This window comes from Streptomyces sp. NBC_01474, assembly GCF_035918215.1.
GTDB lineage: Bacteria > Actinomycetota > Actinomycetes > Streptomycetales > Streptomycetaceae > Streptomyces > Streptomyces aureus.
In genome coordinates this window covers 7,774,381-7,798,194 of record NZ_CP109449.1, presented here as the reverse complement: position 1 = coordinate 7,798,194, position 23,814 = coordinate 7,774,381, and the positions used below count along the sequence as shown (strand labels likewise).

The following is a 23,814-nucleotide window of genomic DNA, read 5'->3' as shown; positions in this document are numbered from 1 at the left end:
TAGCGGCGGGCTGACCGTGCGAGCCGAGCGCGTCTTCGCGTACGGCAGCGCCGCCGGACTCCTCGGTGACCTCCTGTTCGGCGATCCGCGCCGCGGGCATCCGGTCGCCGCGTTCGGGCGGGCCGCGGGCGCCGTCGAGCGAGTGCTGTGGAGTGACCACCGAGGGTGGGGCGCACTGCACACCGCCGTGTGCGCCGGGGGCGCCGCCGTCGCCGGTGGCCTCGCCGCGCGCGCCGTGCGCCGCTCCCCCGCCGCCTCCGTCGCACTGACCGCCGCCGCCACCTGGGCCGTCGTCGGCGGTACGTCGCTGGGGCGCGAGGCGCGCGCCATCGGGGGCGCGCTGGCCGCCGGTGACGTGGACGCGGCGCGCGAGCGGCTGCCGCATCTGTGCGGGCGCGACCCGCAGGCCCTGGACGCGGACGGGATCGCGCGGGCCGTCGTCGAGTCCGTCGCCGAGAACACCTCCGACGCCGTCGTGGGCGCGCTCGTGTGGGGCGCCGTCGCCGGGGTCCCCGGGCTCGTCGCCTTCCGCGCCGTGAACACGCTGGACGCCATGGTCGGGCACAAGTCGGCCAGGTACCGCCGTTACGGCTGGGCCTCCGCGCGCCTCGACGACGTGGCCGGCTGGCCGGGGGCGCGGCTGACCGGGGTGCTCGCCGCGGTCGCGGGCGGCCGTCCGCGCGGCGCGCTCACCGCGTGGCGCGAGGACGCGCGGCTGCACCCGAGCCCCAACGCCGGTGTCGTCGAGTCCTCGTTCGCGGGGGCGCTCGGGGTGCGGCTCGGGGGCACGTTGTCGTACGGCGGGCGGGTCGAGCACCGGCCCGTACTGAACGCGTCGGGCCGGTCCGTGGAGACCGCCGACGTCGAGCGGGCGGCGCGGCTTTCGCGGCGCGTGACCTGGCTGGCCCTCGGCGTGTGTGTCGCCGGGCGGGCACTTTTGCGGAGGGGGAAGTCGTGAGTGGTGGCGGACTGCTGGTGGCAGGAACCACGTCCGATGCCGGGAAGAGCGTCGTCACCGCGGGCATCTGCCGGTGGCTGGTGCGGCAGGGGGTGAAGGTCGCGCCGTTCAAGGGACAGAACATGTCCCTCAACTCCTTCGTGACGCGCGAGGGCGCCGAGATCGGCCGTGCGCAGGCCATGCAGGCGCAGGCCGCCCGCGTCGAGCCGAGCGCCCTGATGAACCCCGTACTGCTGAAGCCGGGCAGCGACCGGAGCAGCCAGGTGGTGCTCATGGGCAAGCCGGTCGGCGAGTTGAGCGCTCGCGGGTTCTTCGGGGAGTCCGGGCCCGCGGTGAAGCCGCTGTCAGGTGCCGTGTCCCCCGGGAAGGCGCTGCACGGAGGGCGCCAGGCCGCACTCCTCGACACCGTCGTGGGATGCCTGGAGGAACTCCGGGGCAGCTATGACGCCGTGATCTGTGAAGGGGCGGGCTCTCCCGCCGAGATCAACCTGCGCCGCACCGACATCGTCAACATGGGGATCGCGCGGGCCGCACGGCTGCCCGTGCTCGTGGTCGGCGACATCGACCGCGGCGGTGTCTTCGCGTCGTTCTTCGGCACGACCGCGCTGCTCGCGCCCGAGGACCAGGAGCTGCTGGCCGGCTATCTGGTGAACAAGTTCCGCGGGGACGTCTCCCTGCTCGAACCCGGCCTCGACATGCTCAAGGACCTGACCGGGCGCGCCACGTACGGAGTGCTCCCCTTCCAGCACGGCCTCGGCATCGATGAGGAGGACGGGCTGCGCGTGTCGCTGCGCGGCTCCGTGCGCGAGTCACAGACGACGGCCCCCGTCGGCGAGGACGTGCTGCGCGTCGCCGTGTGCGCCGTGCCGCTGATGTCGAACTTCACCGACGTGGACGCGCTGGCCGCGGAGCCGGGCGTCGTCGTGCGGTTCGTCGACCGGGCCGAGGAGCTCGTCGACGCGGACCTGGTCGTCGTGCCGGGAACGCGCGGCACCGTCAAGGCACTTCAGTGGCTGCGCGAGCGCGGCCTCGCCGACGCCCTCGCGCGCCGGGCCGCCGAGGGGCGCCCGGTCCTCGGGATCTGCGGTGGTTTCCAGGTGCTCGGCGAGCGCATCGAGGACGACGTCGAGTCACGCGCGGGCGCCGTCGACGGGCTCGGACTGCTGCCCGTACGGGTGCGGTTCGAGCGCGAGAAGACCCTCGCCCGGCCCGTCGGCGAGGCCCTCGGCGAGCTCGTCGAGGGCTACGAGATCCATCACGGGGTCGCCGAAATCGCCGGTGGAGAAGCCTTCTTGGACGGGTGCCGCGTCGGCTCCGTCTGGGGCACGCACTGGCACGGCTCGCTGGAGGCGGACGGCTTCCGCCGGGCGTTCCTGCGCGAGGTCGCGGCCGCCGCGGGCCGCCGATTCGTGCCGTCGCCCGACACGTCGTTCGGCGCGCTGCGCGAGGAGCAGCTCGACCGGCTCGGCGATCTGATCGAAGAACACGCGGACACGGACGCGCTGTGGCGGCTCATCGAGTCCGGCGCTCCGTCAGGACTGCCTTTCATTCCACCGGGAGCGCCCGCATGAGCACAGTGTTGTTGTTGTCGACCGCAGACACCGATCTGCTGGCAGCCCGGGCCTCCGGCGCCCCCTACCGGATCGGGAACCCGACCCGCGTCGACGTGCAGAGCGAACTGCCGGAGCTGCTCGACGGCGTCGACATCGCCGTCGTACGGCTCCTCGGCGGCAAGCGCGCCTGGGAGGACGGGCTCGCGGCGCTGAAGGCGTCCGGCGTGCCGACGGTCCTGCTCGGCGGCGAGAGCGTCCCGGACGCGGAGCTGATGGCCGAGTCGACCGTGCACGCGGGCGCCGTGGCCGAGTCGCTGCGCTATCTCGTCGAGGGCGGTACCGGCAACCTCGTCGAACTGGCCCGCTTCCTCGGCCAGGACGTGCTGCGGGGCGGGCACGGCCGGACCGGGAGCACGCAGGAGCGGCACAGCGCCGAGCCGCAGAAGATGCCCGAGTACGGGGTGCACGGCCGCCGTGCGCGCGTCGAGGGCCGTCCGACGGTCGGCGTGCTCTTCTACCGCGCCCACGAGCTGTCCGGGAACACCGCGTTCGTGGACACGCTGTGCGACGCGATCGAGGCACGTGGCGTCAACTCCCTTCCGGTGTACTGCGGTTCGCTGCGCGGCGCCGACGCCGGCCTGTACGAGCTCCTCGGCGAGGCCGACACCCTGGTCGCGACCGTGCTCGCGGCGGGCGGTACACACGCCTCGCAGGCGTCCGCGGGCGGCGACGAGGAGGCCTGGGACATCGGCGCGCTCGCCGACCTCGACATCCCCGTCCTTCAGGGTCTTTGCCTCACGTCGTCGAAGGCGGCCTGGGAGGCGTCGGACGCCGCCCTGTCGCCGATGGACGCGGCGATGCAGGTCGCGATCCCCGAGTTCGACGGCCGGATCGTCACGGTGCCGTTCTCGTTCAAGGAGGAGGGCCCCGACGGCGTCCCCGTGTACGCGGCCGACCCCGAGCGCGCCGCCCGCGTCGCCGGGATCGCCGTGCGCCACGCCCGTCTCGGCCACAAGCCGAACGGCGAGAAGAAGCTCGCCGTCGTCTTCACCGCCTACCCGACCAAGCACTCGCGGGTCGGCAACGCGGTGGGCCTCGACACGCCCGCCTCCGCCGTCCGCGTCCTGGACGCGCTGCGCGAGGCCGGTTACGGCGTCGACGGCTACCCGGACAACGGGGACGAGCTGATCCACCGGCTCATCGAGGCGGGCGGCCACGACGTCGAGTGGCTCACCGAGGACCAGCTGGCGTCGGCGCCCGCGCGGGTGCCGCTCGTCGACTACCGCGCCTGGTTCGACAAGCTGGCGCCCGAGCTGCGCGACGGGATGCTGGAGGCGTGGGGCGAGCCGCCGGGCTCCCTCTACGTCGACGGCGACGACATCGTTCTCGCGTCCCTGCAGTTCGGCAACGTCGTCGTGATGATCCAGCCGCCGCGCGGCTTCGGCGAGAACCCCATCGCGATCTACCACGACCCGGACATGCCGCCGTCGCACCACTACATGGCCGCGTACCGCTGGCTGGAGAACAGTTTCGGCGCGGACGCCGTCATCCACATGGGCAAGCACGGCACGATGGAGTGGCTGCCCGGCAAGGGCCTCGGTCTGAGCGGGAGTTGCGCGCCCGACGCGGTCCTCGGCGAGCTGCCGCTGATCTACCCGTTCATCGTGAACGACCCGGGCGAGGGCACGCAGGCCAAGCGCCGCGGGCACGCCACGGTCGTCGACCACCTGGTCCCGCCGATGGCCCGCGCCGACACGTACGGCGACCTGGCGAAGCTGGAGCAGCTCCTCGACGAGTACGCACTCGTCTCCGACCTGGACCCGACGAAGGCCCCGGCCGTGCGCGCCCAGATCTGGACGCTGGTGAAGGCCGCCGAGCTCCACCACGACCTGCATGTCGACGAGCAGCCGGACGACGGTGACTTCGACGAGTTCGTGATGCACATCGACGGCTATCTGTGCGAGATCAAGGACGTGCAGATCCGTGACGGTCTGCACATCCTGGGCGGCGGCCCGGTCGGCGAGCCGCGCGTGAACCTCGTACTCGCCGTGCTGCGCGCCTCGCAGGTGTGGGGCGGCACCGCGAACGCGCTGCCCGGCCTGCGGGCCTGCCTGGCCGAGCACTTCGGCCTGGTGGAGAAGGAGCTGCTCGGCGAGCCCGGCGCGCCGGTGAAGGTGCCGGACGGTCTGACGGATCTCGTCGACGGTCCCGCCCGCAGCGCCGCCGACGCGATCGACCTGCTCGAGCAACTGTGCCGGCGCGCGGCCGAGGGCATGGAGGAGCGCGGCTGGGACGCCGCGGCCGTCCCCGCGCTCGTCCGGGACGTCGTCGGGACCGAACTCCCGGACGCCGTAGCGGTGTTGGAGTTCGCGTGCCGTGAGGTCGTGCCCCGGCTCGCGCGCACCACGGACGAGATCGGGCACATTCTGCGTGCTCTCGACGGCGGATACGTGCCCGCTGGACCTTCCGGGTCGCCGACGCGCGGCCTGGTCAACGTGCTGCCGACGGGCCGCAACTTCTACTCCGTCGATCCGAAGGCGATTCCGTCGCGGCTGAGCTGGGAGGTCGGGCAGGCGCTCGCCGACTCACTGGTGGCGCGCTACCTCGCCGACACGGGCGAGTACCCCAAGTCCGTGGGCCTGACGGTGTGGGGCACCTCCGCGATGCGTACGCAGGGCGACGACATCGCGGAGATCCTCGCGCTGCTCGGCTGCCGCCCGGTGTGGGACGACGCCTCGCGCCGTGTCACCGGCTTCGAGATCGTGCCGGCCGCCGAACTCGGACGTCCGCGCGTCGATGTGACGGTCCGTATCTCGGGCTTCTTCCGTGACGCGTTCCCGCACGTCGTCGCTCTGATCGACGACGCCGTGCAGGCCGTCGCCGCGCTCGACGAGAGCCCCGAGCAGAACTACGTACGGGCGCATGTCGAGGAGGACGCCGTCGAGCACGGCGACAGGCGGCGGGCCACGGCCCGGATCTTCGGGTCGAAGCCGGGTGCGTACGGGGCGGGTCTGCTGCCGCTGATCGACGCCCGCAACTGGCAGTCCGACGCGGACCTCGCCGAGGTGTACGCGGTGTGGGGCGGCTACGCGTACGGGCGCGGGCTCGACGGCCGGGCCGCGCGCGGCGACATGGAGACGGCGTTCCGGCGCATCAACGTGGCGGCGAAGAACGTCGACACCCGCGAGCACGACCTCGTCGACGCCGACGACTACTTCCAGTACCACGGCGGCATGGTCGCCATGGTGCGGCATCTGACGGGGGCCTCCCCCGAGGCGTACGTCGGCGACTCCGCCGTGCCCGACCAGGTGAAGACCCGCACGCTCGGCGAGGAGACCCACCGGGTGTTCCGCGCGCGTGTGGTCAACCCGCGCTGGATGGCCGCGATGCGCCGCCACGGCTACAAGGGCGCCTTCGAGATGGCCGCCACCGTCGACTACCTCTTCGGGTACGACGCGACGGCCGGCGTGGTCGACGACTGGATGTACGAGAAGTTGTCGGCCGAGTACGTCTTCGACGCGGAGAACCAGGACTTCATGAAGAAGTCCAACCCGTGGGCCCTGCGCGGCATCACCGAGCGGCTGCTCGAAGCGGCCGAGCGCGGGCTGTGGGCCGAGCCGGACGCGCAGACGCTGGAGCGGCTGCGGGCCACATATCTGGAACTTGAGGGCGACTTGGAGGGCGACGACCAGTGAGTACCCCCTATCCGTTCACCGCGCTCGTCGGGCAGGACGACCTGCGTCTTGCCCTACTGCTGAACGCGGTCAGCCCCGCCGTCGGCGGGGTGCTCGTGCGCGGCGAGAAGGGCACGGCCAAGTCGACGGCCGTACGCGCTCTCTCGGCGCTCGTGCCGGAGGTCGAGGTCGTCGCCGGGTGCCGGTTCTCGTGTGCGCCCGCCGCGCCCGACCCCGCGTGCCCGGACGGGCCGCACGAGACCGGACCCGGCACCTCGCGTGCCGCCCGCATGGTCGAGCTGCCCGTCGGCGCGTCCGAGGACCGACTCGTCGGCGCGCTCGACATCGAGCGGGCGCTCGCCGAGGGCGTCAAGGCCTTCGAGCCGGGGCTCCTCGCCGACGCGCACCGCGGGATCCTGTACGTCGACGAAGTGAACCTGCTGCACGACCACTTGGTGGACCTGCTGCTCGACGCGGCCGCGATGGGCGCCTCGTACGTGGAGCGCGAGGGCGTCTCCGTACGGCACGCCGCGCGCTTCCTGCTGGTCGGCACCATGAACCCGGAAGAGGGCGAGCTGCGGCCGCAGTTGCTCGACCGGTTCGGGCTCACCGTGGAGGTCGCCGCCTCCCGCGAGCCCGACCAGCGCGTCGAGGTCGTCAAGCGGCGCCTCGCCTACGACGACGACCCCGAGGGCTTCGCCGGGAAGTGGGAGCAGGAGGAGTCAGCCGTACGGGCGCGGATCGTCGCGGCCCGTGACCTGCTGCCTTCGGTGCGGCTCGGTGACGCCGCGCTGCGCCAGATCGCCGCGACGTGCGCCGCGTTCGAGGTCGACGGGATGCGCGCGGACATCGTGATGGCGCGTACGGCGACGGCGCTCGCCGCGTGGGCGGGCCGCACGGACGTGCTGGCCGAGGATGTGCGGCAGGCCGCGCTCCTGGCACTGCCGCACCGCAGGCGCCGCAACCCGTTCGACGCGCCGGGGCTCGACGAGGACAAGCTCGACGACACTCTTGAGGAGTTCGGCGGACAGGACGACGAGCCCGATCCTGACGGTGACGGCGACGGCGACGGCGACGGTCCCGGCGGCGGTGGCGGGCAGCCGCCGCAGGACGCGCCCGAGGGCAACGGCCCCGACGCGGGCGGCGACCGGGTTGCCGACATCCCCGCACAGGGCGAGCCCTCCGACAGCGGCGAGCAGAAAGCTCCCGCGGGCGGCGGCGAGCAGGCGGCCGCACGGACCTCCGAGCCGTTCCGTACGAAGATGCTGAGCGTGCCCGGACTAGGCGAGGGTGCCGCCGGGCGGCGCTCGCGGGCCCGTACGGAACACGGGCGTACGACGGGTGCGCGGCGCCCGCGTGGCGCGCTCACGAAGCTGCACCTGGCGGCGACCGTGCAGGCCGCGGCCCCGCACCAGCGGGCACGGGGGCGTTCCGGTCCTGGGCTCGTGGTGCGGCGTGACGATCTGCGGCAGGCGACCCGGGAGGGCCGCGAGGGCAACCTCGTGCTGTTCGTGGTCGACGCCTCCGGGTCGATGGCGGCGCGGCAGCGGATGAGCGCCGTGAAGGGCGCTGTCCTGTCGCTGCTCCTCGACGCGTACCAGCGGCGGGACAAGGTGGGGCTCGTGACGTTCCGCGGCTCCTCGGCCGACGTGGCGCTGCCGCCGACGTCCTCCGTGGACGCGGCAGCCGTCCGCCTTGAGTCGCTGCCCACCGGTGGGCGTACGCCGCTGTCCGCGGGGCTCCTCAAGGCGCACGACGTGCTGCGCGTGGAGCGGCTGCGGGACCCGGCGCGCCGGCCGCTCGTCGTGGTGGTGACCGACGGGCGGGCGACGGGCGGGCCGGAGCCGGTGGCGCTCGCGGGGCGTGCGGCACGGCTGCTCGCCGCCGAGGGAACGGCGTCGGTCGTCGTGGACTGCGAGTCGGGTCCGGTGCGGCTCGGGCTCGCCGGTCAGCTGGCGGGCGAGCTGGGCGGGACGGCGGTGACGCTCGACGAGCTGCGGGCCGACTCGATCGCCGGGCTCGTGAAGGAAGTCCGACAAACACAGGGACTGCAGTCGAACAGCAGGAGGGTCGCGTAATGCCTCAGGGACAGCCGAGCGTCGTGCCGGACGACGGGCTCACGACGCGGCAGCGGCGCAACCGGCCGCTCGTCGTCGTCCACACCGGCATCGGCAAGGGCAAGTCGACGGCGGCCTTCGGGCTCGCCCTGCGCGCCTGGAACCAGGGCTGGCCGATCGGGGTGTTCCAGTTCGTCAAGTCGGCGAAGTGGAAGGTCGGCGAGGAGAACGCGCTGCGCGTCCTCGGCGCGAGCGGCGAGGGCGGGACCGTCGACTGGCACAAGATGGGCGAGGGCTGGTCCTGGGTCCAGCGCGACGCGCAGATGGACAACGAGGAGAAGGCCCGCGAGGGCTGGGAGCAGGTCAAGCGCGACCTCGCCGCCGAGACCTACCAGCTGTACGTGCTCGACGAGTTCGCCTACCCGATGCACTGGGGCTGGATCGACACGGACGAGGTCATCTCCGTGCTGCGGGACCGGCCCGGGACCCAGCACGTCGTGATCACCGGGCGCAACGCCCCCGAGAAGCTGGTGGACTTCGCGGACCTGGTCACCGACATGTCCAAGGTCAAGCACCCGATGGACGCGGGCCAGAAGGGCCAGAGGGGCATCGAGTGGTGAGTACGTCGATGCCTCGGCTCGTCATTGCCGCGCCCTCGTCGGGCAGCGGCAAGACGACCGTCGCGACGGGTCTGATGGCGGCGTTCGCCGAGCGCGGGCTCGCCGTGTCACCGCACAAGGTCGGGCCCGACTACATCGACCCCGGGTACCACGCCCTGGCCACGGGGCGCCCGGGTCGCAATCTCGACGCGTACCTGTGCGGGCCCGAGCTCGTGGCGCCGCTCTTCGCGCACGGGGCGCGGGGGTGCGATCTCGCCGTCGTCGAGGGCGTGATGGGGCTTTTCGACGGGGCCTCCGGCCAGGGGGAAGTGGCGTCGACCGCGCACGTCGCGAAGCTCCTTCGGGCGCCGGTCGTGCTGGTCGTCGATGCGTCGTCGCAGGCACGGTCCGTGGCCGCGCTCGTGCACGGTTTCGCGTCGTTCGATCCTGAGGTGCGGCTCGCCGGGGTGATCCTCAACAAGGTCGGGTCCGACCGGCATGAGGCGATCCTGCGGGAGGCGCTGGACGAGTCGGGGGTGCCGGTGTTCGGCGCCTTGCGCCGGGGTGGGGAAGTGGTGACTCCCTCGCGGCACCTGGGGCTTGTGCCGGTGGCCGAGCGGGGGGCCGAGGCGGTTGCGGCTGTTGCCGCGATGGCCGAGTTGGTGCGGGTCGGGTGTGACCTGGACGCGCTGTACGCCGTGGCGCGCAGTGCTCCGTCGTCGGGGGGTGCGGCTTGGGACGCGGCTGAGGTTTTGGGGTCTCTCCCCGAGCCCGTCCCTTCCCGGAACCGGGGCTCTGCACCGGACCCCGGTCCCCGGACGCCGGACGGGCCGAATGGGCCGGACCGCACCGCGAAGGACAGGCCCCGCGTTGCCGTAGCCGGTGGGCCCGCCTTCACCTTCTCCTATGCCGAGCACAGTGAGCTGCTTGCCGCCGCCGGGGCCGACGTTGTGGCCTTTGATCCGCTCCGGGACGAGCAACTCCCGGACGGCACAAGCGCGTTGGTCATCGGCGGGGGTTTTCCGGAGGTGTACGCCTCCGAGCTGTCCGCCAATGAACCGCTGCGCAAGGCCGTCGGTGGGCTCGCGCGGTCCGGGGCGCCCGTCGTCGCCGAGTGTGCGGGGCTGCTGTATCTGGCGCGATCCCTGGACGGGCAGCCCATGTGCGGGGTCCTGGACGCCGACGCGCGGATGTCGGAGCGGCTGACGCTCGGGTACCGGGACGCCGTGGCCGTGTCCGACAGCGTGCTGGCCTCGAACGGGACGCGGGTGCGCGGCCATGAGTTCCATCGCACCGTCGTCGAACCCGGGGCCGGTGCCACCCCCGCGTGGGGCATCACGCGTCCCGAGCGGCGCGTCGAAGGGTTTGTGCAGGGCGGGGTGCACGCCTCGTATCTGCATGTGCACTGGGCCTCCGTGCCCCAGGCGGCGCGGCGCATCGTCGCGCAGGCAACCGAAGTCGCGCGGGCAACCGAAGGAGTCACCCCGTCATGACCGACAACACCACGCACCGGCTGACCGGCGTCGGCGTGGGTCCCGGTGACCCCGAGCTCGTGACCGTCAAGGGCGTGAACGCCCTGCGCGAGGCGGCCGTCGTCGTCGTACCGGTGATGGCCGCTGCCGACGGGACCGATGGCGGAGAGCCCGGCCGCGCCGAGGCGACCGTCCTGCACTACGTGCCCGCCGACAAGGTCGTCCGCGTCGTCTTCGCGCTCAACGAGCGCTCCGACCGGGCCCGGCGCGAGGCGGCCTGGGACGCGGCCGGCGAGCGCGTCGCGGCGCTCCTGCGGGAGAACGGCTCCGTCGCGTTCGCGACGATCGGCGACCCGAACGTGTACTCCACGTTCACGTATCTCGCCCTGACCGTCGGGGAGCTCGTGCCGGGGACCGTCGTCGAGACCGTGCCGGGCATCACCGCCATGCAGGATCTCGCCGCGCGGTCCGGTGCCGTGCTCACCGAGGGCACCGAGCCGCTGACGCTCGTGCCGGTGACCGCCGGTTCGGCCGTGCTCAAGGAGGCGCTCGCGGGGCCCGGCACCGTCGTCGCGTACAAGTTCGGGCGGCTCGCCGGCGAGGTCGCCGCGGCGCTGCGCGAGACGGGGCGGACGCAGGACGCCGTGTGGGGGTCCGCGCTCGGGCTGCCCGAGGAGTCCATCAGGCCCGCCGCCGAACTGGGCGCCGACGCCGCGCTGCCGTACCTGTCGACGCTGATCGCGCCCGCGCGGCGCGACGGCGGACGGGGCGGGAAACTGTGACCCGCCGGGGGGCGGGCCCGGCGCTACTGCCCCGCCGCGCCGATCACCAGCCACATCAGGGCGGCGCCCACGATCGTGCAGAGGAGCGTGGTGCGCGCCGGGTGGTGGTGGCTGGCCTCGGGCAGGATCTCCGCGGCCGCGATGTACAGCAGCACGCCGCCGAAGAACCCGAGGTAGCAGGCGAGGGCCTGTGCCGGGATGGTGAACAGCAGCGTCGACGCGGCGCCCACCACCGGGGCGAGCGCGTCCGCGCCGACCATCGCGAGTGCCTTGCGACGGGCGTTCCCGTAGGCGCGCGTGATCGTGTACGTGTTGAATCCGTCGGCGAAGTCGTGCGTGATCACGGCAAGCGCGACGGTGTACCCCATGGTGCTGCTCACCTGGAACGAGGCGCCGATCGCGACGCCGTCCGCGACGCTGTGCCCGACCATCGCGGAGGCGGCGCCGAGGCCGACCTGGGGCACCTGCTCCTCGCCCTCCTGCGCCCCGTGCGCGGCCTGGCGCATCGCGAGCAGCCGCTCGACGATGTGGGCGACGAGGAAGCCCGCGACGAACAGGAGCAGCGCGGCGGGCACGCCGTAGATCTCGTTTCCGGCGCCGTGCAGGGCTTCCGGGAGCAGGTCGAAGCCGACCACGCCGAGCATCAGGCCGCCGGCGAATCCGAGCACCAAGTGGCGCCGGTCGGTGACGTGGTGGGCGGTCCAGCCGCCGACGAGTGTCATCACGAACGAGCCAAGGGCGACGAGGACGGCCATGGTCCCTTGCTAGCGGATCGGCACGTACCGCGCACGCCCGGGACCGGCTGAGCCGCACCTTCCGACCCGTCCGATACCGCTCCCGTACCTCCGTACGACCGAACCGCGTACGAACCCGTACGACCGATCTCCGTACGACCCAACGCTGCATCCCCGAGAGGACCCCAGTCATGCCCGAAGCAACCACCGGCAAGGTGACCTTCGTCGGTGCCGGGCCCGGCGCCGCCGATCTGCTCACGTTCCGCGCCGCGCGCGCCATCGCGGACGCCGATGTCGTCATCTGGGCGGCCAGCCTGGTGCAGGAGGAGGTCCTCGACCACGCGCGCGAGGGCGCGGAGATCCTGGACTCGGCGACGATGTCGCTGGAGGACGTCGTCGCCGTGTACGAGCGTGCGCACCGCGACGGTCTGCGGGTCGCGCGCATCCACTCCGGGGACCCGGCGCTGTGGGGCGGCACGCAGGAGCAGGTCGACCGGTGCGCGCGGCTCGGCATCGCGACGGAGGTGATCCCGGGTGTCTCGTCGTTCTCGGCGGTGGCCGCGCTCGCGCAGCGCGAGCTGACGATCCCCGAGGTCGCGCAGTCCGTGATCCTGACGCGGCTCGGCGGCGGCAAGACGCCGATGCCTCCGGGTGAGGAGGTGCGGGAATTCGCGCGGCACGGCACGACGATGGCGCTGTTCCTTTCGGCGGCGCGCAGCGGCCAGTTGGTGCGTGAGCTTCTGGAGGGCGGCTACCCGACGTCGACTCCGGTCGTCGTCGCGTACCAGGCGACCTGGCCGGAGGAGCTGATCGTGAAGTGCACGATCAGCACGCTGGAGGAGACCGTGAAGCAGCACAAGCTGTGGAAGCACACGCTCTTCCTGGTCGGCCCTGCGCTGGACGCGGAGGGCACGCGTTCGCACCTCTACCACCCGGGCCACTTCCACGGTTTCCGCAAGGCCGACCCCGAGGCGCGGGCGGCGCTGCGGGCCGGGAAATCCGCGCAGGCCCAGTCGTGATCACGGTCTTCGGTACGGGGACGGGGGCGCCGCTGTATCCGGATCCGGCCCTGTCGTCCGCGGGCCTGGTGGTCGGCGGGCGGCGTCATCTCGACGCGGCCGAGGCGCTGCTGGCAGCCGGGGCGGAGCGGGTCGTGCTCGGGCCGCTGGCTCCGGCGCTGGACTCGGTCGAGCGATACATCGAGAACGAGAAGGGTCAGGGCGTCGCGGTGCTGGCGTCCGGCGATCCGGGGTTCTTCGGGATCGTGCGGGCGCTCGCCGAGCGGTTCGGGCCCGCGGCGCTCGACGTGCGGCCGGGGGTGTCGTCCGTGGCGACGGCGTTCGCGCGCGTCGCCCTTCCATGGGACGACGCGGCGGTGGTCAGCGCGCACGGCCGTGACCTCCGGACCGCGGTCAACGTGTGCCGCACGTACCCGAAGACCGCCGTGCTCACGGGTCCCGGCGCGGGCCCTGCCGAGCTGGGCGCCGAACTCGCGCACCGCGGCGCCGACCGCGTCCTCGTCGTCGCGTCCCGCCTCGGCGACCCCGAGCACGAGAGCCTCGAGCGGGTCACGCCGTCGGAGGCCGCCGCCCGCGACTGGGGCGACGCGGTGAGCGTGGTCCTCTGCCTGGACGAGAAGCGGGTGCTCGCACCGGTGCGCACCCTCGCCGGTCCCGGCCGCCCGCCGGCCCGGTGGGCCCTGGACGAGAGCGAGTTCGCGCACCGCGACTCGATGATCACCAAGTTCGAGGTGCGGGCGCTCGCGCTCGCGCGGCTCGGGCCGCGCCCGGGCGACCTGGTGTGGGACGTCGGGGCGGGGTCCGGCTCGGTCGCCGTGGAGTGCGCGCGGTTCGGCGCCGCGGCCGTGGCCGTCGAGAAGACCGTGGACGGCGTGGCCCGGATCCGGGACAACGCCGCCGCCCACGGTGTCGACGTACGCGTCGTGCACGGAGCGGCGCCCACCGTCCTGTCCGATCTCGCCGACCCCGACGCGGTGTTCATCGGCGGGGGCGGGCGTGAGCTGACCGCGATCGTGACGGCGTGCGCGCGACGCACGCGACGGTCCGTGGTGGTCGCGGTGGCGGCGGTGGACCGGGTGGGCGCGGTGCGGGACGCACTGGGCGCGGCCGGGTTCGTCAGCGACGGGGTGCTGCTGCAGTCGTCCCGGCTCGCGCCGCTGCCGGGCGACGTGTCGCGGCTCGCCGCGGCCAATCCGGTGTTCCTGGTGTGGGGCGTACGGCCCGATACGGAGAGCGCCACTTCCGTGGACTTCCTTGAACGAAGGAGTAGTTGAGTGATCGGCCTGATTTCCGCCACGACGGCTGGGGCGGTGGCCCGCGACCGGCTCGCGTCGGCGTGGCCGTCGCGTACGCGGGTGTACGAGGGTTCCGTGGGGGACGCCGTGCGGCGCGCCTTCACGGAGTGCGAGCAGGTGGTGTGCTTCCTGGCGACGGGGGCCGTGGTCCGGCTCGTCGCGCCGCTGCTGCGGGACAAGCACGTGGACCCGGGCGTGGTGTGCGTCGACGAGGCCGGGCGCTTCGCGGTGTCGCTGCTCGGGGGGCACGAGGGCGGGGCGAACGCGCTCGCGCGGGAGGTGGCCGCCGTCCTGGAGGCCGAGCCGGTGGTGACCACGGCGACGGACGCCGTGGACGTGCCCGGGCTCGACACGCTCGGCCTGCCCGTCGAGGGGGACGTCGCCGGGGTCACCCGGGCGGTCCTCGACGGTGAACCGGTCGCTCTGCACGCCGAGTTGGCGTATCCGCTGCCCGCGCTGCCGGGGAATGTCGCTGCGGACCGGGCGGCCGCGCACACGATCCGCGTCAGCGACCGCGCCGTGGAGCCCGCCGACCACGAGGTCGTCGTGCGGCCCCCGTCCCTCGTCGTGGGGGTCGGCGCCAGCAAGGGCGCGCCCGCGGACGAGGTGCTCGGGCTCGTGCGCGACACGCTGCGGGACGCGGGGCTCTCGCCGCTGTCCGTGGCGCGGCTCGCGACCGTCGACGCCAAGGCCGGTGAGCCGGGCATCGTCGAGGCAGCCGAGCAGTTGGGCGTGCCCGTCGTGACGTACGGCGCCGGGACGCTCGCCGCCGTAGCCGTGCCGAACCCGTCCGACGCGCCGCTCGACGCCGTCGGTACGCCCTCCGTGGCGGAGGCCGCCGCGCTGGTCACCGGCGGTGAACTCCTCGTACCGAAGCGGAAGTCGGTGCGCCCCGACGGGAAGCCCGCGATGGCGACGTGCGCCGTCGTGCGCACCGCGCCGCGCGGCCGGCTCGCCGTCGTCGGGCTCGGCCCCGGCGCCCGCGACCTCGTGACTCCGCGCGCCCGCGACGAACTGCGCGCCGCGTCCGTCCTCGTCGGCCTCGATCAGTACGTCGACCAGATCCGGGACCTGCTGCGGCCCGGCACGCGGATCCTGGAGTCCGGGCTCGGCGCCGAGGAGGAGCGGGCCCGCACGGCGGTCGCCGAGGCCCGCAAGGGGCAGGCCGTCGCGCTGATCGGCAGCGGCGACGCGGGCGTGTACGCGATGGCGTCGCCCGCGCTCGCCGAGGCGTCCGACGACATCGACGTGGTGGGCGTACCGGGCGTGACGGCCGCGCTCGCGGCGGCCGCGATCCTGGGCGCGCCGCTCGGCCACGACCATGTCTCGATCAGCCTGTCCGACCTGCACACGCCGTGGGAGGTCATCGAGCGCCGGGTGCGGGCCGCCGCGGAGGCGGACATCGTGGTCACGTTCTACAACCCGCGCAGCCGGGGCCGTGACTGGCAGCTGCCCAAGGCCCTCGGCATCCTCGCCGAGCACCGCGAGCCGGGCACGCCCGTGGGCGTGGTGCGCAACGCGTCCCGCGTCGACGAGTCGAGCCGCCTGACCACCCTCGGCGAACTCGACCCGGCCTGGGTCGACATGATGACCGTCGTGACCGTCGGCAACACGGCCACGCGGCGGATCGCGGGCCGCATGGTCACCCCACGCGGCTACCGCTGGCAGCAGCCGGCCGCCACTGCCACTTCCGGCTCCCCCGACACCACCACCGGCACCACCCGTAAGGAGTCCTCGTGACCACCCCGCCCGCTCTGCTCATCGCCGGACACGGCACCCGCGACGAGGCCGGCGCCGAAGCGTTCCGCGACTTCGTCAGGGAACTCGGCCGCCGCCGTCCCGACCTGCCCGTGGCGGGCGGCTTCATCGAGCTGTCGCCGCCGCCGCTGACGGAGGCGGTGGGCGAACTCGTGGAGCGCGGGGTGCGCCGGTTCGCGGCGGTGCCGCTGATGCTGGTGTCGGCGGGGCACGCCAAGGGCGACATCCCGGCGGCGCTGGCCCGCGAGAAGGAGCGGCACCCGGGGATCTCGTACACGTACGGCCGTCCGCTGGGTCCGCACCCGTCTCTGCTCCAGGTGCTCGAGCGGCGTCTCGACGAGGCGCTGGGCGGCGGCGCGCGCACGCCGGAGGACCGGGCCGATGTGACGGTGCTGCTGGTGGGCCGCGGTTCGACGGACCCGGACGCCAACTCCGAGGTGCACAAGGCGGCGCGTCTGCTGTGGGAGGGCCGCGGTTACGCGGGCGTGGAGACGGCGTTCGTGTCGCTGGCCGCGCCGGACGTGCCGTCGGGCCTCGACCGGTGCGTCAAGCTCGGCGCGCGGCGCATCGTCGTCCTGCCGTACTTCCTGTTCACGGGGATCCTGCCGGACCGGGTGCGGCAGCAGACGGAGGGCTGGGCGTCGGCCCACCCGGACGTCGAGGTGCTCTCCGCCGACGTGATCGGCCCGGAGCCGGAGCTGGTCGACCTGGTCATGGAGCGGTACGAGGAGGCCGTCCGCGGCGATCTGCGGATGAACTGCGACACCTGCGTGTACCGGATCGCGCTGCCGGGGTTCGAGGACAAGGTGGGGCTCCCGCAGCAGCCGCACTTCCACCCGGACGACGACGGCGACCACCACGGCCACGGACACTCGCACGGTCACGGGCACTCCCACTCGCATGCGCACTGACGACGGTCACGATCTGCGCCACCACGGCGACGCGGAGGTCCGCGGCACGGGCGCGGACCTCACGGATCTCGCGGTGAACGTCCGCGCGGACACTCCCCCGGTGTGGCTGCGCGAGCACATCGCGGGCTCGCTCGGCGGGCTCGCCGCGTATCCGGACGGGCGGGCGGCCCGCGAGGCGGTGGCCCGCCGGCACGGGCTTCCCGTGGAGCGGGTGCTGCTCACGGCAGGAGCCGCGGAGGCGTTCGTGCTGCTCGCCCGCGCCCTGAAGGTCCGTCATGCGGTGGTCGTGCACCCGCAGTTCACGGAGCCGGAGGCGGCACTGCGGGACGCGGGACATGCCGTGGACCGGGTACTGCTGCGCGAGGAGGACGGCTTCCGTCTCGATCCGGCGGCTGTGCCCGAGGACGCGGACCTCGTGGTGATCGGCAATCCGACGAACCCGACGTCGGTCCTGCATCCGGCCGCGCTCATCGCTCGACTGGCCCGCCCTGGGCGGGTGTTGGTGGTGGACGAGGCGTTCATGGACGCGGTCCCCGGCGAGCGGGAGGCCCTCTCGGGCCGGAGCGACGTGCCGGGGCTCGTGGTGCTGCGCAGCCTGACGAAGACGTGGGGTCTTGCGGGGCTGCGCATCGGCTACGTACTGGCGGAGCCGGACACCGTCGCGGAGCTGGAGCGGGCCCAGCCGCTGTGGCCGGTGTCCACGCCGGCGCTGGCCGCGGCCGAGGCGTGTGTGTCGCCGCGCGCCCTTGCGGAGGCGGCGCACGCGGCGCACCGCATCGCGGCGGACCGGGCCCATCTGGTCGCGGGGCTCGCGGAGTTCGCGGCGGAGGGCGTGTCGGTGGCGGGTCCCGCGGAGGGTCCGTTCGTGCTGGTGCGGGCCCCCGGGGCGGCGGCGCTGCGCGCGCGGCTGCGGGAGCGGGGTTTCGCGGTGCGGCGCGGCGACACCTTCCCGGGCCTCGGCACGGACTGGCTACGTCTCGCGGTGCGGGACAGGGCGACGACGGGCCGGTTCCTCCAGGCCCTCGACCAGGCGCTGACGAGCGCCTGACGGACACGTGCGGGTGGGCGGGAGTCTCCGACTCCCGCCCACCCGCTCCCCTCCGGTCCCCCCTCGGGCCCTCGGGTCAGGAGCGCCCGCGCCGGGCGACGGCGACGGCTCCGCCACCGGCGACCAGCAGCACGATGGCACCGCCCGCGATGTACGGCGTCATCGAGTTCCCCCCGGTCTCCGCGAGGTCCGTCTTGGCGGCGGGCTTGGCGATCGGCTCGGCGGCGCCGCCCTGCGGCTTCACGTCGTCGGCCGGCTTGGCCGGGGGCTTCTGCGCGGGCGCCGCCTCGGGCGTCTCGCAGGTCGCGCCGGCGAGGGTCACCGTGCCCTCCACCTCCGCCACGTTCAGTTTGAGCGGGTTGACGGACACCTTCAGTTCGAGCGCCGAGGCAGCGGCCGTACGGGATGTGGTGTGCGTCTTCGAGAGGTCGAGCCGGACCTCCCCCACCCCCGGAACCTTCACCTCGGTCGTGCCGCCCGCCGAGAGGGTCACCTTCTTGCCGAGGACCGTGACGCCGCCCAGGACGTTCGACTCGGCGACGGGCCGCTTGCCCGTCTCGCAGACCGCTTTCGACGTGACCTGGCGGACCTCGATGAGCGAGAGCAGCGGCAGGCCCGGGATGTGGACCTTGGCGTGGGCGAGGTTGCTGTACCCCTCCGCCTTGTGGTCGTCGACGGTGGCCTTCGCCGTGGCCACGTCCGCCCGCAGGACGCTGAACGGGCGCCCGCCGTCTACGCCGTCCAGCTTGACGGTGAGGGCGGTCTTCTCGGCACTGGCGGGGGCCTGTACCTCGTTGAGCGTGGCCGTGAGCGGGACGTTCACGGTCTTGTTGAGCAGGGAGACATTCAGGTCGGTGCGCAGGACTACGGCGCTCGACCTGCCGCCGTGGCCGCCCGTCGCGTGCGCGGTGCCCGCGGTGGCGAGCAGCGCCGGGGCGACGGCCAGGGCCGTGGCGGCGGCTGACACGGCGAGGCGGCGTCCGGGCGTGCGGAAGGTGGTGCTGGGCATGCTGATGGGACCCCCACAAGAGAAATGGAGCCGTCGGCCCCGCCCCGCCATGGGGGACATCGCTGGGCGTGCGCCGTCGGCCTCGATGGAGGGAATCTTTACGCACCGAGAGTGAACGGGCAGCAACCTGACGTGAGTTCACTCCAAAGTGAGGTTTCCGAGCTGATCTTCGAATCTTTGAGCTCGAATGTTCGCCTGTTCCTCTCTTTTCCCTCTGCTGCCCCTCTGCTGTCACCCGGCCGACCGGCGCGTGTCGAACGCGCCCGTCGGCCGCGCGGGCGCGCACGAGTGGTGTGCAACGAGCGGGCGGACCGCGGCGTCACGTTCCGTCAACCCGCGTCCGCCCGCGGCCGGTTCAGCCCACGATGCGGCCGCGCAGCACCACGCGCCGGGGCGAGGCGAGGACCCGTACGTCGGCGCGGGGGTCCGACTCGTAGACCACGAGGTCGGCCGAGGCGCCCTCCTCCAGGCCGGGGCGGCCGAGCCAGGCACGGGCGCCCCACGCCGTCGCGGAGAGCGCGTCCACGGCCGGGAGTCCGGCCTTGCGCAGTTCGGCGACCTCCCCGGCGACCAGGCCGTGCGCGAGCGAACCGCCGGCGTCGGTGCCGACGTAGACCGGCACCCCCGCGTCGTACGCCGCTCGCACGGTGTCGTAGCGGCGCTCGTACAGGCGGTTCAGATGGGCGGACCAGCGGGGGAACTTGGTCTCGCCGGCTGCGGCGATCTGCGGGAACGTGGCGATGTTGACGAGGGTCGGGACGATCGCGACGCCGCGCTCGGCGAACAGCGGGATGGTGTCCTCGGTGAGGCCTGTCGCGTGCTCGATGCAGTCGATGCCCGCCTCGACGAGGTCGCGCAGCGAGTCCTCGGCGAAGCAGTGGGCGGTGACGCGGGCGCCGAGCCGGTGCGCCTCCGCGATGGCGGCCTCGACCTCCTCGCGGGGCCAGCACGCGGTCAGGTCGCCGGCGTCCCGGTCGATCCAGTCGCCGACCAGCTTCACCCAGCCGTCGCCGCGCTTCGCCTCCCGGGCCACATAGGCGACCAGCTCGGGCGGCTCGATCTCGTGCGCGTAGTTGCGGATGTACCGGCGGGTGCGGGCGATGTGCCGCCCGGCCCGGATGATCCTGGGCAGGTCCTCGCGGTCGTCGATCCAGCGGGTGTCCGAGGGGGAGCCCGCGTCGCGGATCAGGAGCGTGCCGGCCTCGCGGTCGGTCAGGGCCTGCTTCTCGGCGACGTCGGCGGGCACCGGGCCGTGCGTGTCCAGGCCGACATGGCAGTGCGCGTCGACGAGTCCGGGCATGGCCCACCCGTCGACGGTGGTGATGTCGAGGCCGGGCCCGGCCGGCCGGTCGTACGTCACCCGGCCGCCGACGACCCACAGCTCGTCCCGGACGTCGTCGGGCCCGACGAGGACCCGCCCCTTCACGTGCAGCACCGTGCGCTCACTCATGTCGGAAGCCTATGAGGCCGGTGGGTACGCTCGGAACGGCAGCCCGCCATACGAACTCGTGAACGAAGATCACGGGCGACGTGAGCGAAGAGAGCGAAGAGAGCACGATCGTGACCCACCCTTTTCTTGACCTGGCCCCCCTGAGCGCCGAGCACTTCGCCTCCGTCGAGCGGCGCGTGGCCGGGCTGCTCGACACCTCGCAGGACGTCGTGATCATGCAGGGCGAGGCGCTGCTTCCCCTCGAGGGCGCGATCCGCGGCACCGCCCGCCCCGGCACCGTGGCCCTGAACATCATCACGGGCCCCTACGGCCAGACCTTCGGCGACTGGCTGCGGGACAGCGGGGCGACGGTGTACGACCTGGCGGTCCCCTTCCACACCGCCGTGACGGCCGAGCAGGTGCGCGACGCGCTCGCCGAGCACCCCGAGACCGACTTCGTCTCGCTGGTGCACGCGGAGGCCGCGACGGGCAACACGAACCCCGTCGCCGAGATCGGCGAGGTGGTGCGGGAGCACGGCGCGCTGTTCTACCTGGACGCGGTCGCGTCGATCGCCGCCGAGCCGGTCCTTCCCGACGCCTGGGGCGTGGACCTGTGCGTGATCGGCGCACAGAAGGCCATGGGCGGCCCGGCGGGCGTCTCCGCGGTGTCCGTCAGCGCGCGGGCGTGGGAGCGGATGGAGTCCAACCCGCAGGCGCCGCGCCACTCCTACCTGTCGCTGCTCGACTGGAAGCACCGCTGGATCGACGGCGGGCGCAAGACGCTGCTGCACGCGCCGGCCCAGCTGGAGATGCTCGCCCTGGAGGCTTGCGTCGAGCGCATCGAGGCGGAGGGCCTCGATGCCCTGATGGCCCGTCACGCCGGTGCGGCCGCGGCCACGCGGGCGGGAGCGCTCGCGCTGGGCCGCGGCATCGAGCCGTACGTGTACGAGGCGCGGGACGCGGCGCCGGTGGCGACGACGCTGCGCGCCCCGGCGGGGATCGACGCCTCGGAGCTGGTCACGCGGGCGCTGGCGGTGGACCCGGTGCTGCCGCTGGTGGCCGGGGGCGGGGCGCTCGCCAAGGAGATGATCCGCGTCAACCACTACGGCCCGCAGGCCACCCGGGGCGTCGTGCAGTCCTCGCTCGCGGCCCTCGGCGGTGCGCTCGCCGAGATGGACGGGTCCGGCGCGCCGGTGGACCTGGAGGGTGCGCGCAGGGCCGTCGCCGCGGCCTGGGTGTAACTCCTGTAGTCCCGCGACTTCACAAAGCGAGGCGCCACCCCTTCAATGGGGTGGCGTCTTCTTTTGTTTTTCGAGTCAATTCTCGCGCTTTTCTCAGCACAGCTTCCCATATTCTTCTGCCCGCTTTCCGGGGACGTAAACACTAAGATTTCAACAACGGGAAACGGCGTAATCCGGACGTGTCTCGCGCGGGTTTCGCGCTTGTGACGCACTCCACACCAAAGGTTATTTGCCCAGTTCATCCCGATCAAATCACCACATACCGCCGAGATTTCGCGTGCGCGCCCCCACCCGCGCGATAACACAGGACGAGCATTTACGTAACCCTTTCCCGCGATGCAATCCCAGAACTTGCTCGGTAAATTGAATTCACATGACCGCGCAATTCCTGGAAATGCCCGAGAGCCTGCGGATCGACCGGCCCGAGGTGGCCGACGGAGCCGCAATCTGGCGCATCGCCCGCGACTCGAAGGTGCTCGACCTCAACTCCTCGTACAGCTATCTGCTGTGGTGCCGGGACTTCGCCGCCACGTCCGTCGTGGCGCGGGACTCCGCCGGCTCCGTCGCAGGGTTCATCACCGGGTACATCCGGCCGGAGAACCCGCGCACCCTCGTGGTGTGGCAGGTGGCCGTCGACCATGCGTACCGGGGGCGCGGTCTGGCCGGGGCACTGCTCGACGGGCTCTGGGCGAAGGTCGCCGCCGACCGCGCGACGACCGTGCTCGAGACGACGATCTCGCCCGGCAACACCGCCTCGCAGCGCCTGTTCACCTCGTTCGCGCGCCGCAACGGCGTGGAGGTCGCGCAGACGGTGCTGTTCGACGCGGGCCTCTTCCCCGACGACGGGCACGAGCCCGAGGTGCTCCACCGCATCGGGCCGATCGTCTGACCCACGACCGACCCCCATCGCTTCTCTGCAGCGCAAGACCGCAGACCGCAGACCGCAGACCGCACGACCTCTTCCACGCATCCCCCACTCCCATCTCCCAGGAGATTCGCTGTGACCATCACCCAGCCGGACCTGAGCGTCTTCGAGACCCTTGAGTCGGAGGTGCGCAGCTACTGCCGCGCTTGGCCCACCGTCTTCGACCGGGCGCAGGGCAGCCGCATGTTCGACGAGGACGGCCACGAGTACCTCGACTTCTTCGCGGGCGCGGGATCGCTCAACTACGGGCACAACAACCCGGTCCTCAAACGCGCCCTGATCGACTACCTGGAGCGGGACGGCGTCACGCACGGGCTCGACATGTCGACGACGGCGAAGCGCGCCTTCCTGGAGTCGTTCCAGAACATCATCCTGCGCCCGCGTGACCTGCCGTACAAGGTCATGTTCCCGGGCCCGACGGGCACCAACGCCGTCGAGTCGGCGCTGAAGCTGGCCCGCAAGGTCAAGGGCCGCGAGTCGATCGTGTCGTTCACGAACGCCTTCCACGGCATGTCGCTCGGCTCCCTCGCGGTGACCGGCAACGCCTTCAAGCGCGCGGGCGCCGGCATCCCGCTGGTGCACGGCACCCCGATGCCGTTCGACAACTACCTCGACGGGCGGACGCCGGACTTCATCTGGTTCGAGCGCCTCCTGGAGGACTCCGGCTCGGGCCTGAACACGCCCGCCGCCGTGATCGTCGAGACGGTGCAGGGCGAGGGCGGCATCAACGTCGCCCGCGCGGAGTGGCTGCGCAAGCTGGCCGACGTCTGCGAGCGCTGGGACATGCTCCTGATCGTCGACGACATCCAGATGGGCTGCGGCCGCACCGGTGCGTTCTTCTCCTTCGAGGAGGCGGGCATCACACCGGACATCGTGACCGTTTCGAAGTCCATCAGCGGGTACGGGCTCCCCATGTCCCTGTGCCTGTTCAAGCCGGAGCTCGACGTCTGGGAGCCGGGCGAGCACAACGGCACGTTCCGCGGCAACAACCCCGCGTTCGTGACGGCCGCCGCCGCCCTCGAGGCGTACTGGACCGACGGCCCCGCCATGGAGAAGCAGACGCTCGCCCGCGGCCAGCAGATCGAGGAGGCCCTCGGCGCTCTTCGCGACGAGTTCCGCGACGACACCGTCGAGTACCGCGGACGCGGCCTGGTGTGGGGCCTGGAATTCCGCGACAAGGACCGGGCGAACAAGGTCGCCAAGCGCGCCTTCGAGCTCGGTCTGCTCATCGAGACCTCCGGCCCCGAGAGCGAGGTCGTCAAGCTGCTTCCGGCGCTGACGATCACGCCCGAGGAGCTGGAAGAGGGACTGCGCACGCTCACCCGGGCCGTGCGCGAGACCGCCTGACTT

The 23,814-nt window shown here is 73.0% G+C and carries 18 protein-coding genes; 15 read left to right on the top strand and 3 right to left on the bottom strand.

All coding sequences use genetic code 11. The annotated features are described in order from the left end of the window. Positions 1-16 precede the first annotated feature (16 nt). The 7 genes from OG758_RS35535 to cobI are packed head-to-tail and all read left to right on the top strand — an operon-like array spanning position 17 to position 11,095. Entirely contained in the window at positions 17-958 is a 942-nt protein-coding gene (locus OG758_RS35535) for a cobalamin biosynthesis protein (RefSeq protein WP_326713655.1), read from the top strand. Further along, positions 955-2,529, top strand: coding sequence for a cobyric acid synthase (locus OG758_RS35530; RefSeq protein WP_326713654.1), 1,575 nt, complete (start codon positions 955-957; stop codon positions 2,527-2,529). The genes OG758_RS35535 and OG758_RS35530 overlap by 4 nt, the downstream gene beginning before the upstream one ends. Continuing rightward, the gene (cobN, locus tag OG758_RS35525; RefSeq protein ID WP_326713653.1) at positions 2,526-6,206 is read left to right on the top strand and encodes a cobaltochelatase subunit CobN; all 3,681 of its coding nucleotides are present in this window, start codon (positions 2,526-2,528) and stop codon (positions 6,204-6,206) included. Before OG758_RS35530 ends, cobN begins: the two co-directional genes overlap by 4 nt. Then, on the top strand, positions 6,203-8,263 hold the full coding sequence (locus OG758_RS35520; protein ID WP_326713652.1) for a putative cobaltochelatase: 2,061 nt from the start codon (positions 6,203-6,205) through the stop codon (positions 8,261-8,263). The genes cobN and OG758_RS35520 overlap by 4 nt, the downstream gene beginning before the upstream one ends. Continuing rightward, positions 8,263-8,862: a cob(I)yrinic acid a,c-diamide adenosyltransferase gene (gene cobO / locus OG758_RS35515; RefSeq protein ID WP_116502807.1), complete on the top strand. Its 600-nt coding sequence runs from the start codon at positions 8,263-8,265 to the stop codon at positions 8,860-8,862. Before OG758_RS35520 ends, cobO begins: the two co-directional genes overlap by 1 nt. Before the next feature lie 8 nt (positions 8,863-8,870). Continuing rightward, a complete protein-coding gene (locus tag OG758_RS35510) occupies positions 8,871-10,334 on the top strand; it encodes a cobyrinate a,c-diamide synthase (protein ID WP_326716144.1) in 1,464 nt (487 codons plus the stop codon). Continuing rightward, positions 10,331-11,095 (top strand): precorrin-2 C(20)-methyltransferase, encoded by a 765-nt coding sequence (gene cobI / locus OG758_RS35505; protein ID WP_266565731.1) that lies wholly within the window; start codon positions 10,331-10,333, stop codon positions 11,093-11,095. Before OG758_RS35510 ends, cobI begins: the two co-directional genes overlap by 4 nt. A gap of 23 nt (positions 11,096-11,118) precedes the next feature. On the opposite strand, the gene OG758_RS35500 is transcribed toward cobI, so the two are convergent. Further along, complete coding sequence (locus tag OG758_RS35500) at positions 11,119-11,850, bottom strand: ZIP family metal transporter (protein ID WP_326713651.1); 732 nt, start codon at positions 11,848-11,850, stop codon at positions 11,119-11,121. A 170-nt stretch (positions 11,851-12,020) separates the two neighbouring features. On the opposite strand from OG758_RS35500, the gene cobM reads away from it, so the two are divergent. The 5 genes from cobM to cobC are packed head-to-tail and all read left to right on the top strand — an operon-like array spanning position 12,021 to position 17,860. After that, complete coding sequence (cobM, locus tag OG758_RS35495; RefSeq protein WP_266565728.1) at positions 12,021-12,848, top strand: precorrin-4 C(11)-methyltransferase; 828 nt, start codon at positions 12,021-12,023, stop codon at positions 12,846-12,848. Beyond that, entirely contained in the window at positions 12,845-14,122 is a 1,278-nt protein-coding gene (gene cbiE / locus OG758_RS35490; RefSeq protein ID WP_326713650.1) for a precorrin-6y C5,15-methyltransferase (decarboxylating) subunit CbiE, read from the top strand. Before cobM ends, cbiE begins: the two co-directional genes overlap by 4 nt. Further along, positions 14,123-15,883 (top strand): precorrin-3B C(17)-methyltransferase, encoded by a 1,761-nt coding sequence (cobJ, locus tag OG758_RS35485; protein ID WP_326713649.1) that lies wholly within the window; start codon positions 14,123-14,125, stop codon positions 15,881-15,883. Beyond that, positions 15,880-16,812 (top strand): sirohydrochlorin chelatase, encoded by a 933-nt coding sequence (locus OG758_RS35480; protein ID WP_326713648.1) that lies wholly within the window; start codon positions 15,880-15,882, stop codon positions 16,810-16,812. The genes cobJ and OG758_RS35480 overlap by 4 nt, the downstream gene beginning before the upstream one ends. Beyond that, complete coding sequence (gene cobC / locus OG758_RS35475; protein ID WP_326713647.1) at positions 16,802-17,860, top strand: Rv2231c family pyridoxal phosphate-dependent protein CobC; 1,059 nt, start codon at positions 16,802-16,804, stop codon at positions 17,858-17,860. Before OG758_RS35480 ends, cobC begins: the two co-directional genes overlap by 11 nt. A 76-nt stretch (positions 17,861-17,936) precedes the next feature. On the opposite strand, the gene OG758_RS35470 is transcribed toward cobC, so the two are convergent. Beyond that, a complete protein-coding gene (locus OG758_RS35470) occupies positions 17,937-18,869 on the bottom strand; it encodes an SCO1860 family LAETG-anchored protein (RefSeq protein ID WP_326713646.1) in 933 nt (310 codons plus the stop codon). 355 nt (positions 18,870-19,224) lie between these two features. Continuing rightward, positions 19,225-20,319: an amidohydrolase family protein gene (locus OG758_RS35465; protein ID WP_326713645.1), complete on the bottom strand. Its 1,095-nt coding sequence runs from the start codon at positions 20,317-20,319 to the stop codon at positions 19,225-19,227. Between the two features lie 110 nt (positions 20,320-20,429). On the opposite strand from OG758_RS35465, the gene OG758_RS35460 reads away from it, so the two are divergent. The 3 genes from OG758_RS35460 to ectB all read left to right on the top strand — a co-directional run bounded on the left by OG758_RS35460 (position 20,430) and on the right by ectB (position 23,811). Then, positions 20,430-21,539, top strand: coding sequence for a pyridoxal-phosphate-dependent aminotransferase family protein (locus tag OG758_RS35460; protein ID WP_326716143.1), 1,110 nt, complete (start codon positions 20,430-20,432; stop codon positions 21,537-21,539). A 394-nt stretch (positions 21,540-21,933) separates the two neighbouring features. Further along, the gene (gene ectA / locus OG758_RS35455; protein WP_326716142.1) at positions 21,934-22,428 is read left to right on the top strand and encodes a diaminobutyrate acetyltransferase; all 495 of its coding nucleotides are present in this window, start codon (positions 21,934-21,936) and stop codon (positions 22,426-22,428) included. A 111-nt stretch (positions 22,429-22,539) separates the two neighbouring features. Further along, positions 22,540-23,811 (top strand): diaminobutyrate--2-oxoglutarate transaminase, encoded by a 1,272-nt coding sequence (ectB, locus tag OG758_RS35450; protein WP_326713644.1) that lies wholly within the window; start codon positions 22,540-22,542, stop codon positions 23,809-23,811. The last annotated feature ends 3 nt before the right edge of the window (positions 23,812-23,814 follow it).